This window comes from Streptomyces virginiae, assembly GCF_000720455.1.
Taxonomy (GTDB): domain Bacteria; phylum Actinomycetota; class Actinomycetes; order Streptomycetales; family Streptomycetaceae; genus Streptomyces; species Streptomyces virginiae.
Genome location: NZ_JOAK01000006.1, coordinates 387,344 through 403,114, shown reverse-complemented (window position 1 = coordinate 403,114; position 15,771 = coordinate 387,344). Strand labels below are relative to the sequence as shown.

Sequence of the window (15,771 nt, the reverse complement as noted above, 5' to 3'; positions counted from 1 at the left end):
GACGATGGCAGGGCACCACCAGCACCTGAAGTCTTCCTACGGAGAGAAGTGAGTGCTCTCATGCGCTACGAGTTCCGCATCTCGGGCGTCGTGCCGGACACACTCGCCGCGAACTTCCCCGAGCTCGACCGGATCCCGGTCCGGGAGCAGACGCTCCTCCTCGGCATCGTGGCGGACGAGGCACACCTGTACGGGCTCCTCACACGCTTCCAGTCCCTGGGCCTGCGGGTGCTCGAAATGCGCCAGGTACCCGCCTGACGCCGCGCCCGCCAACCGACCCGGAAGGGAGGACCACCCGCTTCGGGTGATCACGAGAAGCCGTCGGCCGGACCACACTGCGATGTGTGTCCGGCGCGGTACCGCCAACTGTGAGGTGAGTTCGATGGGCCAGTCGACACCGACCGGGGGAACTTGGAACACCGGCCCCGCGCCGGGCACCACACCGCTGTCCAGCGGTGGCGACGGAACCGGAGGAGCGGTCGGCACGTTCTTCGCCGCGGTCCTCCTCGTCGTGACCGGATGCCTCGCGATCTTCCAGGGCATCGCGGCCATCGCCGAGGACGACGTGTACGCGCGCCTCGGCAGCTACGTCTTCGAATTCGACCTGACGGCGTGGGGCTGGATCCACCTCATCGTCGGACTCGTCGTCGTCCTGACCGGAGTGGGCCTGTTCTTCGGCTCCAACGTGGCCAGGGGCGCGGGCATCGCCCTCGCCAGCCTCAGCATCATCGTCAACTTCCTGTGGCTGCCCTACCAGCCGTGGTGGTCGATCATCATCATCGCGATCGACGTCTTCATCATCTGGTCCCTGTGCACGAGTTGGTCGCAGAAGCCCGCGTGACGTGATGCGGTGACCACGCGAGCACCCGGTCCGATCCCCCGGACCGGGTGCCGCCACGCCCGCTTGCGTGCCCGGACCGGCCCGGAAGCGTACCCGCCCCGCCCCGGGCGCTCCGTGCGTCGGCGACTAGGCTGCGGATCATGGCCTTACGACCTGACGAGTTCTACGACCACGCCCTCGCCGCCGCCGACGCCGAGCGGCGTCTCCCGCTGGCCCGCATGACGGGGTGGGACATCAGCCCCTTCGAGCCCGACGGGCTCCGCGTCGCGCCGCTGCGACCTCCGGTGCTGCCGGAGCCGGCGCGGCACGGCGAGGACCCGTCGGAGTGCGACGCGTGCCGCGGCCGGGACGACGGGATCTGGCTCCACGACCGCTGGCGGCTGACCCGGATCGCGGGCGTCGGCGTACCGCTTGTGCTCATGCTGCATCCGCGCGATCACCACGACCTGGCGGACCTCCCCGACGAGCTGGCGGCCGAACTGGGGGTGCTGACCGCCCACATCGCCCGCCACGTGCAGGCGCTGCCGAACATCGTGCGGGCCCACGTCCACCGGATCGGGGACGGCGGCGCGCATCTGCACGTCTGGTTCTTCGCCCGGCCCGAGGGAATGGCCCAGCTGTACGGGTCGTGGATGGTGGTCTGGGACGACCTCCTGCCGGAGTATCCGGGGGACGTGGCCGAGGCGGACGCGGCGGCCGTGGCGGACGCGTTGGTCGCCTCCTACGGAGGTCGTCGCCCGGCCGGCGGGTAACCGCGGGGCACCTGATCGGCTGTGGTCCGCGGTCCTTGACGGCCTCTTCCCGGCTCGGGGATTCTGGCGGCCTCCTCCCCGCCGCAAGGAGCACCCCCATGTCCCTTCGCCGCCCCCGCACCCTGCTGGCCATGGCCCCCGGGCTCCGCTCCCGTCTGCTGGACGACGCCGCCACCCGCCGGCTCCGCGAAGTGGCCGACGTGGAGCCTGAGTTGATCCTCGACGACTACGCGGAACCCGGCGCGGCGGCGTCGCTGGCGCGGGCGGAGGTCCTGCTCACCTGCTGGGGCGCGCCCGCCGTCGACGCGCGGGCCCTGGCTGCCGCACCCCGCCTCAGGGCCGTCGTCCACGCGGCCGGATCGGTCAAGCAGATCGTCACCGACGCCTGTTGGGAGCGGGGCATCGTGGTGTCCTCCGCCGCGCGGGCCAACTCCCTGCCGGTGGCCGAGTACACCGTCGCCATGGTCCTGCTCTCCAACAAACACGTACTGCGGCTGCGCGAGGACTACCGCGCAGCGCGCGGCCGGCGGCGCGACTGGCACCAGGACCACGGGCACATCGGCAACTACCACCGCCGCGTCGGCATCGTCGGCGCCTCCCGGATCGGTCGCCGCGTCATCGAACTCCTCGCCCCCTACGACCTCGAACTCGCCCTGTACGACCCGTACGTGAGCCAAGAGCAGGCGGCCGGCCTCGGCGCCCGCGCGGTCGGGCTCGACGAACTCTGCCGCACCTGCGACGTCGTCAGCCTGCACGCCCCCGAGCTGCCGGAGACCCGGGCGATGATCGACCGCCGCAGGCTCGCCCTGATGCGCGACGGCGCGACCCTGATCAACACGGCGCGCGGATCCCTGGTCGACGGCTCCGCCCTCACGGCCGAGCTGACCTCCGGCCGGCTCCACGCGGTCATCGACGTCACCGAGCCGGAGGTCCTGCCCGCCGACTCCCCGCTGTACGACCTGCCCAACGTCCTGCTCACGCCGCACATCGCCGGGTCCCTCGGCAACGAACTCCACCGCATGGCCGACTCCGCGATCGAGGAGATCGCCCGCTACGGCGCCGGCCTGCCCTTCGCCCACGCGGTGCGCCGCGAGGACCTCCACCGGACGGCCTGACGCGCGTCCAAGCGGCCCTGGTGACGGGGGAAGTTGAGGAAGGCGGGCCGGCCGTCCGCTCGAACAGGGCCTCGAACCCGCCTTCGCGCGGATACGTCCAAACGGAGGCCGCGCGACACCTCTTCGGGGGAACGGGGCCGTGCGGACTTCGGTCGGCGGTGGTCAGCTGCCGAAGAAGGAGGGGCGGCCCCCCTCGGGGCCGTGCGGTGCTCCGGCACCGCCCTGCACGACAAGGAGATTCCACGTGTCGCGTGTTTGGAAGAGTGCGGGCCTCGCCCTGGTGCTGGGTCTGGCGGTCATCGGCGGTGCGTCCTCGGCCTCCGCGGACTCCGTCGCGGAGGGCTTCGCGGTCGGCTCGCCGGGCATCCTCTCGGGCAACGTCGTCCAGATCCCGATCCACATTCCGATCAACGTCTGCGGGAACAGCATCAACGTGATCGGCGCGCTCAACCCGGCCGCCGGCAACACCTGCGTCAACGTCTGAACGACGTAGCACCGAGCCCGTCCCGGCCGGACCCCCGGCCGGGACGGGCCGTACGCGCGGTCCGGGTCAGGACAGGACGCGTACCTGCTGGTCGCGCAGGTCGTAGCGGGCGGCGACCACGGCCAGTTCACCCGCCGCCACCCTCCCCGCGAGGTCCGGCTCCGCCGCCAGGCGTCCGCGGACGCCGCGCGCGTGCGCGTTGATCGTCGCGTCGACCCGGGCGTCCCCGTGCTGACCCCGCTCTATGGACGGCCGTATCTGATCGGCCAGGTACTGGATGTGGGCGGGCAGCGGCTCGCCCGTCTCGTCCGCGTGGACGGCCGCCGCGACGGCTCCGCAGGACTGGTGGGCCAGTACGAGCACCAGCGGTACGCGCAGTTCCAGCACCCCGTACGCGACGCTCCCGAGCACGGCCTCGTCGAGCACCTCACCCGCGGAGCGCACGGTCAGCAGGTCTCCCAGCCCCTGGTCGAAAACCAGTTCGGGTGGCACGCGCGAGTCGACACAGCCCAGCACGACCGCGAACGGGTGCTGGCCCTGGACGAGCCGGCGGCGCAGCGCGCCGGACTCGTGCGGATGCTCCTGCTGCCGGGTCCGCCAGCGGTGGTTGCCGGCCGCCAGCCGGCGCAGCGCCTGTTCGGGCGTGGTGACGGGCCCGGTGCTCTCGGCATCCCGAGAGGCGGCGGAGGCGGGAGCGGCCGAGCCGAGCGCCAGGCCCGCGCCGACAGCGGCGGCGGTGCCGGCGACGGCGGTGCGCAGCAAGGCCCGTCGACTGCGCGGCAACGCTGCGGGAGTTCGCGGATTCGAAAACATGCGCGGACGGTAACCCGGTTCGTGCGCCGTGGAGTCGGCCCGGCGCGCACAATGGCGCGATCGCTCGGCAGAGGGGCCTGATGGGGCCGGGATCCTCTCACCATGTGGGCCGGGGCGGGTGCTGCTGCTGTCGTAGACCTCGCCCACGAGCCGGAGGAAATGGCGGGAAAGGGGGTGAAGCGGCCCTTCATGAGGGTCCCCGCGGGCGGGTCCGCCCGACCATCGGCAATTCGGCCGACCGGCAGCGGCCGAACGGACGGTGCACGGGATCACGCGGCCGGCGGCGGACCCCCTTCCGGCGCCCCGCCCGCGGCGTGCGAGGCTTGCCCGGCACCCGGAAGGAGATCACACGATGCACACGCCGAGCCGGCCCGAAGACCTCGACCACCCCGAGCAGTTGTGGGCCAGAGCCGCGATCATGGCCATGGTCGACGCCGCCTGCTCCACACGGACGGAGTTCGCCCTCGACGAGGACGGCCTCTGGTGCCACAGCACCGGCGGCGACGGCTGGTGGCGCCTGAGCGTGTTCGACGGGGGACGCGCCGTGTTCTGCGGCCAGGACCCCGACGGCAGCCACACCCACGTGGGCGACGAGCAGATCGACTTCCTCGCGGGCGGGCCCGACTGGCTGCCCTGGGACCTCCTGCGGGACGACGCCGAAGGCAACCTGTTCGGCTTCGTCTACTGGTGGGAGGACGGCGCATGGCACCGCATCCCGTACCCGGAGGAGGTGCGCGAGGACGGGCTGGAGGGGGCCGCGCCCTGGGTCGGCTCGCACGAGGAGTTCCTCGGGCTCACGGCGTCCTCCTTCGACGTTCCCCACGTGCACGAGCGGGCCCTCACCGGGGCCGTCGACCGGTTCGCGGCGCTCGTGCGGGAGGGCAGGGCCGACGCCGACGCGGTGACGGCCCTGCTGACCGTGCCCGGTGCGGAGGGCGGCCCCGCCCCACGTCTCGACGTGGCGCTCGACATCGCCACCCGCGCGGGCATCCTGGCCTGAGCCGGCCCGAGCTGGCCCGAGCCGGCCCGAGCCGGCCGGGGCGTGGGCTACTTGAGGGCGCCGAAGGCCCTGGTGAAGGCCAGCGGCTGCTGGAGGATCGAACTGCAGGTGGCGTCGGCGTGGTTGACGGCTCCGGCGGCGCACTGCTTGTCACGCGTCGAGGACCACATCGCCAGCCGGCCGATCCCCTTCGCCGCCGCGAACTCCACGAGCTGCGTGGCGTCCGCGACGGTGAAGACCTCGCTGGTCACGTCGTTGACACCGATCATCGGCGTGACGGCGACGGCCTTCCACGCCGCCGCGTCGGAGAGCCCGAGCACCCCCTTGATCTGGGCCTGCGTGGCCGTCGCGGCCTGGATCGCGTACTGCCCCATGTCGCCGCTGTACGCGGGACCGTAGTCCATCGCCATGATGTTGACGGCGTCGACGCGGACGCCGTTCTTGCGGGCGTCGGCCAGCAGGGCCACGCCCGGCTGGGTCAGGCCCTCGGGCATCACGGGCAGGGTGAAGGCCACGTCGAGACCCGGGTGGGACTTCTGGAGCTTGGCGATGGCCTGCGCGCGGCGCGCGTTGGCGGCGGTGTCCGGCAGGGCCGCGCCCTCGATGTCGAAGTCGACCTTGGTGAGCCGGTACTGGTCGACGACCTTCCCGTAGGCGGCGGCCAGGTCGTCCACGGTGGAGCAGTTCAGGGCGAGTTCGTGCCCGGCGGCCCCGCCGAAGGACACCCGGACGTCGCCGCCCTTGGCGCGCAGCGCACCGATCTGCGCGGCGACCTTGTCGTTCGCGAGATCGGTGACGCCGCCCCACAGCGGTGCGCAGCTGCCGCCGGAGGTGATGAAGGCGAGGTGGAACTCCTTCACACCGGTCTGGGCGGCGGTGTCGAGCAGGTCGTACGCGGGGTACAGCGAGGTGTCCACGTACGGGGCGAAGCGCGCGCCGCCGCCCGTGGGGGCCGGCGCGGTCGCCGTGGGGGAGGGCGAAGCGGTCCGGGTCGGTGCGGCGGAGGTGGCCGACGCCGTCGGGGCCGTGGTCGGCGCCGCGGTGGCGGTGGGACGGGCGGTGGGGCGCCCGCTCGGCTGGGCCGTCGCGCCCTGGTCCACGGAACACTTCACCCCGTTGATGCGGCAGCCCGTCGGGTCACCGGGGGCGCCGGAGCCGCTCGTCACGAAGCCGACGGTGACGGAGGCGCCGGCCGCCAACTGGCCGTTCCAGCTTGCGGGCTTCACGGTGACGCGCCGGTCGGCGACGGTGTGGGTGCCGTTCCAGAGCGAGTCGATCTTCGTGCCCGCCGGCAGGTCGAACTCCAGCGTCCAGCCCGACTGTGCCTGCCCGGTGCTGTTGGTGATGACGTACTGCCCGGTGTAACCACCGCTCCAGGAGCTGGACTTCGTGTAGACGGCGCCGACGGTACCGGCGTGGGCGGTTCCGGTGAGCGCGAAGGCCGCGCCGCCGATCACCGCCGCCGCCACGATCGCGCCCGTGACCCTGGCCGTACGACTCGTCCTGCGCCGGTGACCGACTGTGCTGCCCATCGCGTGCCTGCCTCTGTGTTACTGGGGAGTTGGGGTTGCGGCAGCACGCTAGCCGCACCGAAACGGACATTCGTTCGTTTCGGTGCGGCCCTGATGAGTCTTAGGTTCCGCTTAAGGAAGGGGAAAGCGGGACATCAGGAAGCGGGCCTGTCGGCGGTCGCCGGGGCGGGGTCGCACGTCCGTAGCCCCGTGACGTAGTTGCCGCCCGTCCCGTAGCCGGAAAACGTCGCCCGGCCGCCGGGTTCGAGGACGCGGCACGGGGCCCACTGGCCGTTCGTGTACTCGACCGTGACGGCCACGGTGTCACCGCAGCCGTTGTGGACGTCGGTGTAGCGCCAGCTCTGGACGTACTCCACGCACGCCGGGGCCGGCGATCCGGTGGCCGCCGCGGCCGACGGGGCGGTGGCCGGGGTCAGCAGGAGACCTGCCGCGGTCATGGCCATGAGGGCGACGGGGCGGACTGTGCGTGTCCTGTGGTTTGCCATGCCCCGAATCCTCGGGCGGCATGACGATGCTTGCAAGTTTCTGCAAGAATTTTCAGCCATGATCTCCTCAAGATGGCCAAAGAGCAGGTCAACCGCCCTTCCAAGGGCTGAAAGAGGAGTCGACGCCGCATCGGGCGATGTGGGGGACGGCCGCGCACGCCCCGGCACAATGGGGGGCATCCGCCACCCGTGCCGGACCGAAAGCGACTGCCATGAACCGCCTTCCTGCGGACCCGACGGTGCTTCACCCGTTCCCCGACCAGCCGCGCGTGGTCCTGCTGAAGCCGCTGGTGACCTCGCCGCTCATCGAGGTCGGGGAGTACTCCTACTACGACGACCCGGAGGATCCGACCGCGTTCGAGACCCGCAACGTGCTCTACCACTACGGGCCGGAGAAACTGATCATCGGTAAGTTCTGTGCGCTGGGCACCGGGGTGCGGTTCATCATGAACGGCGCCAACCACCGCATGGACGGCCCGTCCACGTTCCCCTTTCCCCTCATGGGCGGCTCCTGGGCCGAGCACTTCGACCTGCTCCGGGACCTGCCCGGCAGGGGCGACACCGTCGTCGGCAACGACGTCTGGTTCGGCTACGACACCATGGTCATGCCCGGAGTCCGCATCGGGCACGGCGCGATCATCGCGTCCGGAGCCGTGGTCGTGAACGACGTCCCCGACTACGGCATCGTCGGCGGCAACCCGGCCCGCCTCGTCCGCCGCCGCCATGACGACGACGCCATCGCCCGTCTCCTCGCCCTCGCCTGGTGGGACTGGCCCGCAGAGCACCTCACCGAACACATCCGGGCCCTCATGTCCGGCACCGTCAGCGACCTCGAACAGGTCGCACCGCCTCGTGGTGTGGGGTGATGCGGGCGGCCGTACGGTGGAAGGGGGCACGGAAACGACCGCGGGTGAGGTGTGCGCCATGCGAAGGTCCGTCCGAACCGCCGGGGTCCTCACCGGCCTGGTCCTCACGCTCGGCGGCATCGTCGCCGCCGCCCCGACCGCTCCGGCGGACATCCCGGCCTGCACGCAGACGGCGGCCCAGGCCGGCACGGAGACCACCGAGGCCGTCACCGCCGCGTGCCGCCGCGGCGTGGTCGGCGATCTCCAGGGCTGCGTGTCGGGCCTCACCGAAGCCGGAGTTCCGGGCGGCGCAGCCACCGGCGCCTGCCGCCTGGCCGCCCACGAACCCCGCTGACCGGCTCCCCGGCCGCCGCCAACGGGTCAAGTAGCCATTAGAAACCCGGCGTTGTGGCGTGCGCGCCCTGACAGGGCTGCTGCGGACCTATACTCCACCTCCTCGGTCGGCGGTGCCGCGGGGACAACTCGGGGGAGACATGGCGGAGTACGCGGACACGGCACTGAGCCTGGGTGTCCTGGCCGTGGCCGGTTCGGCGCTGCTGGTGCGGCTGGTGTCGCTGCCGCTGCTGCTGGGGGCCCAGCAGGCCGTGCGCGAGCGCGCAGCAGCGGTGCGGGAAGGACGTACGGGGCCCGTGAGGCGCTCCGCCGCGGCCGTCGGGGAAACGGTCGCGCAGCTCGTGGGCGGTGTCCTCCTGGTGGTGTTGCTACCGGCGCTGCGCGGGTCCGTCCCCGGCTTCGACCTGCTGGCGGAACCGCTCCTCTGGGGGCAGCCCTACGCCCTGGCGATCGAGTTCAGGCTGCCTCTCGACACCGCACGGACCCTGTTCCTCGCGGGCGGGTCCTGCCTGCTGGCGCTCTGGCTCCTCCTGTCGTTCCTGACACAGCGCAATCTGCACGCCGGCGGTGATCCGGCCGCCGGCTGGGCGCCGCCGGCGGTCCGCGTACGGGTGGTCGCGCTCCTCGCCGCCGGGCTGCTGGTCGGTGCGGTTGCCCCCGTCGGCCTGGCCCTCGGGGCCCTCGTCTGCCGGCTCGTCGCCCTCGTGTCCAGTACGCGGGCCCGGCCCCGACCCCAGCCCCGGCCCACCCCGTCGGCCGCGGCGCCCACCCCGTCGGCTCCGCCCGCGCACCCGGTCGCGTACGTACCGACGCAGGCCGACGCGGGCGCCGACGCAGGTGTCGCCGTCGTGACGGAGGCCCCGCAGATCGCGTGCCGGCCCCTGCACCCCGACGAGCCGCGCTCCATCGCCGGGTATCGGCTGCTCGGCCGGATCGGTGCGGGCGGCATGGGCACGGTGTACCTCGCCCGGCGCGAGGGGGCGGCGACCCAGGTGGCCCTGAAGACCATCCACCCCGAACTCCTCGACCACGCCGAGCTGCTGCTCCGTTTCGAACGCGAGGTGGAGGTGCTCTCCATGGTCTCCGGCGCGTACACCGCCAGGGTGCTCGACGCCGGGGTGGACGCCGGACGGCCCTACCTGGCCATGGAACTGCTGGACGGCCGGCCCCTCGACGTCCATCTGCGGGAGCAGGGTCCGATCGGCTCCCCGCAGGCGCTGCGCGCCCTCGCCCTGGCCCTGGCCGTCGCCCTGTCCGGAGTCCACCGGCTGGGCCTGGTCCACCGGGACCTCAAGCCGGCCAACATCATGCTGACCACCGCCGGTCCGCACCTGCTCGACTTCGGGATCGCGGCGCTCGTGGACGGCACCCGGCTGACCCGTGCCGGCGGCGGCCCGGGCACCCTCACCTACATGGCACCGGAACAGTTCGGCGACGAGCGCGTCGGCACGGCCGCCGACGTGTGGGCGTGGGCCTGCTGCGTGGTCTGCGCGGCCCATGGCACCAGCCCGTTCTCGGCGACCAGCACGGGCGCCGTGATCCGCCGGATCGTGGACACCGGACCCGAGCCGGCCGCGCTGGCCGCCGTACGCGCGCTCGACCCGGTCCTCGCCGCAACCGTCGAGCGGGCCCTGACCGCCGATCCGGCGGCGCGCCCGGCCGACGGGGCGGCCCTCGTCGAGCTCCTGACGGCGCGGCAAGGGACGCAGCCCCCGCTGCCCGACCCGCGCGCGGTCCGGGACCAGATCACCCGGGGCTGGCGCACACTCGCCCTCTGACCCGTGACATCGGGGTACGGGCCGGGCCGGTCCCGGCCGGGGGAGTCAGCCGTGGGTCGCGTCGATCACGCAGAACCGGTTGCCCTCGGGGTCCGCCAGCACCACGAAATCGGGGTCCTCCGGGTAGGAGTCCCAGTCCACGTGCCGCGCACCCAGCGCCACCAGGCGTGCCACCTCCGCCGCCTGCTCCGCCGCGTCCGCCGCGTACAGGTCGAGATGGACGCGGGGGCGCTCCTGAACGGGCGTGACGCTGCGCCCGAGCGCCAGTCCGGGTCCGCCGCCGTCGGCCGGGACCAAGACGGTCCAGCCGTCGTCCACCTCACCGTCGCGCGGTACGTAGCCCAGTGCCCCGGCCCAGAATTGCGCGGCCCGCCGCACGTCCGCGGCGCCCATGACGATCGTTCCGATGGTCAGCATGATCCGATTCTGGCAAACGCGGCCCGGCCGGGGCCGCCTCAGGGCTTCGCGGGCCGCTCGACCGCGACCATCGCCGCGTCGTCGCCCAGGGTGTTCCCGGCCGCGTGCGCGAGCAGGTCCCCGCACAGGTGGTCCAGCAGCGCCTGCGGGGGCGTGCCGGTGCTCGCGGCGACCCGTTCCGCGAGGGGATAGAAGGCGCCCGTCCGGTCGCGCGCCTCCAGGACGCCGTCCGTGTACAGCAGGAGCACGTCACCGGGCCCGAAGGGGAAGGTCTGCGCGGTGACCGTGGCCGCCACGAGCCCTGCGAGACCCAGCGGCGGCGCGGACAGGGCGACGTCGAGGCCCACGACCGCGCCGTCGCGGCGCAGGACCAGCGGCGGCGGATGCCCGCAGCTGACCAGGCGCACCACCGGCTCGTCGTCGGGGATCTCCAGCACCGCCGCCGTCACGAAGCTCTCGCCCTCGTCCCCGCCGTCCAGGTCCGCGGAGACCGCGGCCTCCAGGTAGTCCACCAGCCCGGTCAGTTCGGCCTCCTGGTGCGCGGAGGCCCGGAAGGCGCCGAGTACGAGCGCGGCGTCCCCGACCGCCTCCAGGCCCTTGCCGCGGACGTCGCCGATGATGAACCGCGTCCCCGTGGCCGTACGGGCGGCCGCGTACAGGTCGCCGCCGATCTGGGCCTCCGCCGCCGCGGCCAGGTACACCGAGGCGACGCCGAGCGGTCCGATCCGGTCGCGCAGCGGCCGCAGGACCACCTGCTGGGCGGTCTCGGCCACCGTGCGCAGCTGGACCACCTCCTTCTCGTGCACCTCCCGCAGGTGGGCGAAGAAGGTCACGAAGACCGAGATCATGACGAGCGCGATGATCTGGAAGGTGTGGTTCAGGTCGGTCAGGGTGGTGCGCGTCGCCGAGACGATCACCTGGGCCAGCACGGCCACCAGCCCCACGAAGCCCGTCATCCGGGGCCCCGCGAACGAAGCCGTCATGGCCGGTGCGGCGGCCAGGAACGGCCCGAGGTGCACCTCGGGCGGAGCGAGGATGTCGACCACCGTCACGACGGCGATGAGCGCGAACGGGGCCGCCAGCTGCGCGTGGCTCAGCTGCCGGGACCGGTGGTGACGCGTGAGCGACGGCCGGAGATCCATCCCTCCTGCATACACCGGGAGGCGATCGTGATCCCCGAAGCCAGGCCGTCGGTGGACCGGCCGGGCCACCGACGGTTCAGCCCGTTCGCGTCCGCCGGGGGCCGGTGCCGGTGGGCCGGATCAGAGCGCGGTGCCGGGCGCCGCGAGCCCGGACCGGCCGGCATGACGCCCGCCGGGGCCCGGGGGCACGGCCCCGGCCCTAAGGACGCCGCCGGGGCTTGCCGCCCTTGCCGCCCTTGGCTCCGCCGGAGCCACCGCGCGGATTCTTCCCCGCCGTCTTCCCGGACGCGGCCCCGCGCCGGGCGCCGCCGCCCTTGCCCGCACCCGTGGCCTTCTCCGCCGGCTTGCGCTTCGCCTTCGGCTGCGGAGGGGTCTGCGGACGGCCCCGCGTGCTGTTCACGGTGCGGCCGCGGACGATCCCGATGAACTCCTCCACCAGATCCGGCGTGGGTTCCGCCTGCGGCCACGACAGCGCGACCCGCGACGTCGGCGCGTCCGACACCGGCCGGTAGGTGAGGTCCCTGCGGTGGTGCAGACGGGCCAGGGACTGGGGTACGACGAGTACGCCCACGCCCGCCGCCACCAGCTCGATCGCGTCCGCCGTCGTGGCGGGCCGCTCGATCGCGGGCTGCCCCGGCAGCTTCTCCCAGTCCAGGGTGTCGTCGAGGGGCTGCCAGACGACTTCGTCGGCGAGGTCCTCGACCGTGACCTCCTCGGCGGCCGCCACGACGTGGTCCTTGGGGACGACGACCACGGTGGTCTCGGTGTAGAGGGGGATCGCGCTGAGGTCCGTACGGTCGACCGGGAGCCGGACGAAGCCCGCGTCGGCGTCACCGGAGCGCAGTACGCCGAACACCTCGGCGGAAGAGACCTGGGCGAGGGCCAGCGGGACGTCGGGCAGCCGCTCGTTCCAGATCCGCACCCACTTCGCAGGGGTCACGCCGGGGACATAAGCGAGCCGGAACGCATGGGGTACTTCCGAGCCTGTCACCCCGCAAGGTTACCGGGCGTGGTCGGAACCCGTGCACACGCTCGATACCCTTGACCTCATGACGTCGCACCAGAACACCCAGACGATGAAGCCCGCGACCGCGGCGAAGAAGCTGGGCGTGTACCTCGAGGCCACCCCCGCAGAGTTCCAGGAGGGTGTCGTCTCGCGCAGTGAATTGAGTGCGCTCCAGGCCGACCCGCCCCAGTGGCTCCAGGAGCTGCGCCGCAACGGCCCCCACCCCCGCCCGGTGGTCGCCTCCAAGCTGGGCGTCTCCATCGCGGGCCTCGCCCGTGGCGGAGTCACCGAGCCCCTCACCACCGAACAGATCGAGGCACTGAAGCAGGAAGCCCCCGAGTGGCTCCAGCGGGAGCGGGCCACCCAGGCCGATGTCCGCAAGGAAGCGGTGCGGATCAAGGAGCGGAACGCCGAGCGGGCCGAGAAGGCGCGCAACCAGGAGTCCTGACCCGCGGCCCGGACTTCCGTCAGGCCCGGCCCTCCCTCACGGGGAGGGCCGGGCCTGACGTCGTCCTCCGGGTGCGCCGGCCCACCGGCCCATCGGCCCACCGGCCCATCGGCTCATGGCGCAGGGTCGCCCGCCAGCAGGCGCACGGCCCGGTCGAGCCTGGCCCGCCTGGTCTCCGGCGTGAGCGCCTGCAGCAGGGGCAGGGCCACCAGATAGCGCCCGGTCCGGTCCAGCGCCTCGAAGGCCGCCCGGGCCTCGGGGCGCGCTTCGAGCGCCGCTTCGAGGTCTTCCGGCACCCCCGCGGTCCGCTGCGACGCGTAGGCGCCGCCCCAGCGGCCGTCCGCCTGGGCCCGGCGGACCTCGGCCAGCCCGGGCTCACGCATCCGGCCCGCGGCGGTCAGCACGGCGACCTTGTCCACGTTCACCTGCGACCACAGGCTCTTCGCCCGCCGCGGCACGTACTTCTGCAGGTAGTGGAGCTCGTCCAGGGAGCGTCGCTGCCCGGAGATCCAGCCGTAGCAGAGGCCGATGTCGACGAGCTCGTCGTCGGTGACCGACGGGATGCCGGACTTCTTCTTCGCGACCTTGATCCACACCCCCTCCTGGCGCGTGTGGTGCTCGGCGAGCCAGCTCTCGAACGCCCCGGCGTCCGCGAAGCCGACGATCTCCACCCCGTTGAGTTCGTCCATGCGCCACAGGTTATCGGCCGCCCTCCGGGGCCGGTCCGCGTGCCACGGCTGACGCAGAATCGATTCCTCGGGGCCGGTCCCAGAGGTCGGGTACTCGGGATCAGGCGGCCACGGTCTCCGGGCGGGTCTCGTCACGGTGCCCGGAGGCGGCCGAAGCGCGCGACGCGAACAGGGAGTCCAGTGCGAGGGCGCCGGGGCCGGTGAACACCAGCAGCAGGAAGGCCCAGCAGAACATCGCCGAGGCCTCGCCGCCGTTCTGCAGCGGCCAGAGCGCGCCGGGCTGATGCACCGTGAAGTACGCGTACGCCATCGAACCGGAGGCGACGAAGGCGGCCGCCCGGGTGCCCAGGCCGAGCAGGACCAGGGCGCCGGCGACCAGCTGGATGGCGGCCGCGTACCAGCCGGGCCAGGTGCCGGCCGCGACGGTACCGCCGCCGTGGGCGCCGCCGAGGACGCCGAACAGGGAGGCCGCGCCGTGCGAGGCGAAGAGCAGACCCGTGACGATCCGGAACAGGCCGACGGCGTAGGGCTGGGCAGGGGCGAGACGTGCGTTCATGGGGGGAGGCTCCTTCGGTCGGGGACGGGTCCCGAAGTCGTGCCGAACTGCTCGAAGCGCGAGCGAGCCATAGGTTAGGTAGACCTAACAGGTGTGACAAGCGCGAGTTCCGGCCACCCCACCGGACGCTACGCCCGCTCCCGCGGGCCGAGTCGGCGGCGCGCGCGGCCTTCCCCCGCCCGGCCCGCCGGGCTCGGCGGGGCCGGTGCGGCCGGTGCGTGCCGCGCGATGCCGGCGAGAGGGGGGTGAGGGCGAGGAGCCGGGGACGCGGGGCGGGGGAGACGCGGGGGCGGGGAGACGAGGGGACCCGCCGGTCCGTTCCCCTGTGACGGACCGGCAGGTCTTCGTCCCACCCGAGCCTAGGACCGGGCCACAGCCCGGCCTGTGCAGCGCGCGCACGTTCCGTTGATCTTCCGCGCAGGAGGTTTGGACGCCGGTCGGCGCAGTCGGCCCAGTCCGCTGGCGGTCCCCCTGCACGTGAGGTCCGCTGGAGGCGTGAGCATCCTCCCCGGCCCGGGCTGGTGGGCGGGTCTCCCGCCGGCGGCGGGAGCCGCCGTCATGGCCGCGGGCATCCTCTCCGTCGCGCTGCACATGACGGGACACGAGGCCCTGTCGCTGGTCGCCTTCGTCATCGCCGTCGCCCTGTGGCTCGTACTCGCCGTCGACTTCACGGCGCGGCTGCTGGGCGAGCGCGGGCGGTTCCGTGCCGAGGCCGACACCCCGGCGGCCCTGACGGCCGTCGCCGCCACCACCGTCCTCGGCACCCGGCTCTCCCAGTTCGGCTGGCAGACCCCGGCCGCCGCCCTGCTCGCGCTGGCCGCGCTCGTCTGGCCCGGCCTCCTGCTCAACGTCGTGCGGCACTGGCGCGGCCGCATGCCCGGGGGTGCCTTCCTCGGCTGCGTGGCCACGCAGGGTCTTGCCCTCCTGGCGGCGGTGCTCGCCGCCGTCGACCGCCAGGACTGGCTGGCCCGGGCGGCGCTGGCCGCCTTCTGCCTCGGGCTGCTGCTGTACGTGGCCGCCTTCTTCCGCTTCGACCTGCACGAGGTGGTGGGCGGGGCGGGCGACCACTGGGTGGCGGGCGGGGCGCTCTCCATCTCCGCGCTGGCCGGCTCCAAACTCACCGCGTCACCCGTCTGGTCGGGTTCGGCGCACACGGCCCTGCGCACCGTCACGCTCGTCGCGCTCGCGCTGTCCCTCGTCTGGTACGTAGTCCTCCTCACCGCCGAACTGCGCCACCCCCGGCCGCGCTACGACATCCGCCGCTGGGCCACCGTCTTCCCGCTCGGCATGACCTCCACCGCCTGCCTCTCCGTCGCGGACCCGGCCGGCATCGCCTGGCTGGTGCCCCTGGGCGAGGTCCTGCTCTGGATCGCCGTGGCCGCCTGGCTGTTCACCTTCTCCGTACTGCTCGCCTCCCACCTCACCGCCCGGCGCACCCCGGCCCCGTAGGGGGTGTCCTGCCGGTCAGGCCCGGGCAGGCCGGGTCCGCGGGCGGGCCCCCCGCGCGCCGCTCC

General features: G+C 73.3%; 19 protein-coding genes. 11 read left to right on the top strand and 8 right to left on the bottom strand.

Annotation, left to right across the window (positions count from 1 at the left end):
• Positions 1 to 60: 60 nt before the first annotated feature.
• From IG86_RS0113960 to IG86_RS0113940, 5 genes are all read left to right on the top strand, one after another.
• The gene (locus IG86_RS0113960) at positions 61 to 258 is read left to right on the top strand and encodes a hypothetical protein (protein WP_030662027.1); all 198 of its coding nucleotides are present in this window, start codon (positions 61 to 63) and stop codon (positions 256 to 258) included.
• Between the two features lie 124 nt (positions 259 to 382).
• On the top strand, positions 383 to 841 hold the full coding sequence (locus IG86_RS0113955; protein ID WP_030662024.1) for a DUF7144 family membrane protein: 459 nt from the start codon (positions 383 to 385) through the stop codon (positions 839 to 841).
• 140 nt (positions 842 to 981) lie between these two features.
• The gene (locus IG86_RS0113950; protein ID WP_030820344.1) at positions 982 to 1,593 is read left to right on the top strand and encodes a hypothetical protein; all 612 of its coding nucleotides are present in this window, start codon (positions 982 to 984) and stop codon (positions 1,591 to 1,593) included.
• 98 nt (positions 1,594 to 1,691) lie between these two features.
• Positions 1,692 to 2,708, top strand: coding sequence for a hydroxyacid dehydrogenase (locus tag IG86_RS0113945; RefSeq protein ID WP_030897015.1), 1,017 nt, complete (start codon positions 1,692 to 1,694; stop codon positions 2,706 to 2,708).
• 244 nt (positions 2,709 to 2,952) lie between these two features.
• Complete coding sequence (locus IG86_RS0113940; RefSeq protein ID WP_030820342.1) at positions 2,953 to 3,192, top strand: chaplin; 240 nt, start codon at positions 2,953 to 2,955, stop codon at positions 3,190 to 3,192.
• Between the two features lie 66 nt (positions 3,193 to 3,258).
• Here IG86_RS0113940 and IG86_RS0113935 read toward each other — a convergent pair whose 3' ends face one another.
• Positions 3,259 to 4,005, bottom strand: coding sequence for a carbonic anhydrase (locus IG86_RS0113935; RefSeq protein WP_030897014.1), 747 nt, complete (start codon positions 4,003 to 4,005; stop codon positions 3,259 to 3,261).
• 352 nt (positions 4,006 to 4,357) lie between these two features.
• Here IG86_RS0113935 and IG86_RS39925 point away from each other — a divergent pair, with 352 nt between their 5' ends.
• Positions 4,358 to 5,005: a hypothetical protein gene (locus tag IG86_RS39925; protein ID WP_051785157.1), complete on the top strand. Its 648-nt coding sequence runs from the start codon at positions 4,358 to 4,360 to the stop codon at positions 5,003 to 5,005.
• A 47-nt stretch (positions 5,006 to 5,052) separates the two neighbouring features.
• Here the strand turns inward: IG86_RS39925 and IG86_RS0113925 are convergent, their stop codons facing one another.
• Positions 5,053 to 6,537, bottom strand: coding sequence for a glycoside hydrolase family 18 protein (locus IG86_RS0113925; protein ID WP_030897013.1), 1,485 nt, complete (start codon positions 6,535 to 6,537; stop codon positions 5,053 to 5,055).
• Positions 6,538 to 6,671: 134 nt separating this feature from the next.
• Positions 6,672 to 7,022 (bottom strand): alpha-amylase, encoded by a 351-nt coding sequence (locus tag IG86_RS0113920; protein WP_107056232.1) that lies wholly within the window; start codon positions 7,020 to 7,022, stop codon positions 6,672 to 6,674.
• Positions 7,023 to 7,234: 212 nt separating this feature from the next.
• Between IG86_RS0113920 and IG86_RS0113915 the strand changes: the two genes are divergently transcribed.
• The 3 genes from IG86_RS0113915 to IG86_RS39920 all read left to right on the top strand — a co-directional run bounded on the left by IG86_RS0113915 (position 7,235) and on the right by IG86_RS39920 (position 9,999).
• Positions 7,235 to 7,888 carry a CatB-related O-acetyltransferase gene (locus tag IG86_RS0113915; protein WP_030897011.1) on the top strand — a complete coding sequence of 218 codons (654 nt, stop codon included), beginning with the start codon at positions 7,235 to 7,237 and terminating at the stop codon, positions 7,886 to 7,888.
• Between the two features lie 58 nt (positions 7,889 to 7,946).
• Positions 7,947 to 8,222: a hypothetical protein gene (locus tag IG86_RS0113910; RefSeq protein ID WP_030820333.1), complete on the top strand. Its 276-nt coding sequence runs from the start codon at positions 7,947 to 7,949 to the stop codon at positions 8,220 to 8,222.
• A gap of 139 nt (positions 8,223 to 8,361) precedes the next feature.
• Positions 8,362 to 9,999: a serine/threonine-protein kinase gene (locus IG86_RS39920; protein WP_051785155.1), complete on the top strand. Its 1,638-nt coding sequence runs from the start codon at positions 8,362 to 8,364 to the stop codon at positions 9,997 to 9,999.
• Between the two features lie 45 nt (positions 10,000 to 10,044).
• On the opposite strand, the gene IG86_RS0113900 is transcribed toward IG86_RS39920, so the two are convergent.
• The 3 genes from IG86_RS0113900 to IG86_RS0113890 all read right to left on the bottom strand — a co-directional run bounded on the left by IG86_RS0113900 (position 10,045) and on the right by IG86_RS0113890 (position 12,549).
• Complete coding sequence (locus tag IG86_RS0113900; protein WP_030661991.1) at positions 10,045 to 10,416, bottom strand: VOC family protein; 372 nt, start codon at positions 10,414 to 10,416, stop codon at positions 10,045 to 10,047.
• A 38-nt stretch (positions 10,417 to 10,454) separates the two neighbouring features.
• Complete coding sequence (locus IG86_RS0113895; RefSeq protein WP_051785154.1) at positions 10,455 to 11,558, bottom strand: PP2C family protein-serine/threonine phosphatase; 1,104 nt, start codon at positions 11,556 to 11,558, stop codon at positions 10,455 to 10,457.
• A 199-nt stretch (positions 11,559 to 11,757) separates the two neighbouring features.
• A complete protein-coding gene (locus tag IG86_RS0113890) occupies positions 11,758 to 12,549 on the bottom strand; it encodes a LysR substrate-binding domain-containing protein (RefSeq protein WP_030820326.1) in 792 nt (263 codons plus the stop codon).
• Positions 12,550 to 12,607: 58 nt separating this feature from the next.
• On the opposite strand from IG86_RS0113890, the gene IG86_RS0113885 reads away from it, so the two are divergent.
• Positions 12,608 to 13,012, top strand: coding sequence for a DUF5997 family protein (locus tag IG86_RS0113885; protein WP_030661982.1), 405 nt, complete (start codon positions 12,608 to 12,610; stop codon positions 13,010 to 13,012).
• Between the two features lie 113 nt (positions 13,013 to 13,125).
• Here the strand turns inward: IG86_RS0113885 and IG86_RS0113880 are convergent, their stop codons facing one another.
• On the bottom strand, positions 13,126 to 13,701 hold the full coding sequence (locus IG86_RS0113880) for a YdeI/OmpD-associated family protein (protein WP_030820324.1): 576 nt from the start codon (positions 13,699 to 13,701) through the stop codon (positions 13,126 to 13,128).
• Between the two features lie 100 nt (positions 13,702 to 13,801).
• Positions 13,802 to 14,257 (bottom strand): DoxX family protein, encoded by a 456-nt coding sequence (locus IG86_RS0113875; protein WP_030897004.1) that lies wholly within the window; start codon positions 14,255 to 14,257, stop codon positions 13,802 to 13,804.
• A 495-nt stretch (positions 14,258 to 14,752) separates the two neighbouring features.
• On the opposite strand from IG86_RS0113875, the gene IG86_RS0113870 reads away from it, so the two are divergent.
• Entirely contained in the window at positions 14,753 to 15,706 is a 954-nt protein-coding gene (locus IG86_RS0113870) for a tellurite resistance/C4-dicarboxylate transporter family protein (RefSeq protein ID WP_037942356.1), read from the top strand.
• Positions 15,707 to 15,771 lie beyond the last annotated feature (65 nt).

Excerpts from the sequence above, each read along its gene's own strand:
- IG86_RS0113960 (WP_030662027.1), top strand. The coding sequence starts at position 61 with ATGCGCTACGAGTTCCGCATCTCGGGCGTCGTGCCGGACACACTCGCC.
- IG86_RS0113955 (WP_030662024.1), top strand. The coding sequence starts at position 383 with ATGGGCCAGTCGACACCGACCGGGGGAACTTGGAACACCGGCCCCGCG.
- IG86_RS0113950 (WP_030820344.1), top strand. The coding sequence starts at position 982 with ATGGCCTTACGACCTGACGAGTTCTACGACCACGCCCTCGCCGCCGCC.
- IG86_RS0113945 (WP_030897015.1), top strand. The coding sequence starts at position 1,692 with ATGTCCCTTCGCCGCCCCCGCACCCTGCTGGCCATGGCCCCCGGGCTC.
- IG86_RS0113935 (WP_030897014.1), bottom strand. The coding sequence starts at position 4,005 with ATGTTTTCGAATCCGCGAACTCCCGCAGCGTTGCCGCGCAGTCGACGG.
- IG86_RS39925 (WP_051785157.1), top strand. The coding sequence starts at position 4,358 with ATGCACACGCCGAGCCGGCCCGAAGACCTCGACCACCCCGAGCAGTTG.
- IG86_RS0113925 (WP_030897013.1), bottom strand. The coding sequence starts at position 6,537 with ATGGGCAGCACAGTCGGTCACCGGCGCAGGACGAGTCGTACGGCCAGG.
- IG86_RS0113920 (WP_107056232.1), bottom strand. The coding sequence starts at position 7,022 with ATGGCAAACCACAGGACACGCACAGTCCGCCCCGTCGCCCTCATGGCC.
- IG86_RS0113915 (WP_030897011.1), top strand. The coding sequence starts at position 7,235 with ATGAACCGCCTTCCTGCGGACCCGACGGTGCTTCACCCGTTCCCCGAC.
- IG86_RS0113910 (WP_030820333.1), top strand. The coding sequence starts at position 7,947 with ATGCGAAGGTCCGTCCGAACCGCCGGGGTCCTCACCGGCCTGGTCCTC.
- IG86_RS39920 (WP_051785155.1), top strand. The coding sequence starts at position 8,362 with ATGGCGGAGTACGCGGACACGGCACTGAGCCTGGGTGTCCTGGCCGTG.
- IG86_RS0113900 (WP_030661991.1), bottom strand. The coding sequence starts at position 10,416 with ATGCTGACCATCGGAACGATCGTCATGGGCGCCGCGGACGTGCGGCGG.
- IG86_RS0113895 (WP_051785154.1), bottom strand. The coding sequence starts at position 11,558 with ATGGATCTCCGGCCGTCGCTCACGCGTCACCACCGGTCCCGGCAGCTG.
- IG86_RS0113885 (WP_030661982.1), top strand. The coding sequence starts at position 12,608 with ATGACGTCGCACCAGAACACCCAGACGATGAAGCCCGCGACCGCGGCG.
- IG86_RS0113880 (WP_030820324.1), bottom strand. The coding sequence starts at position 13,701 with ATGGACGAACTCAACGGGGTGGAGATCGTCGGCTTCGCGGACGCCGGG.
- IG86_RS0113875 (WP_030897004.1), bottom strand. The coding sequence starts at position 14,257 with ATGAACGCACGTCTCGCCCCTGCCCAGCCCTACGCCGTCGGCCTGTTC.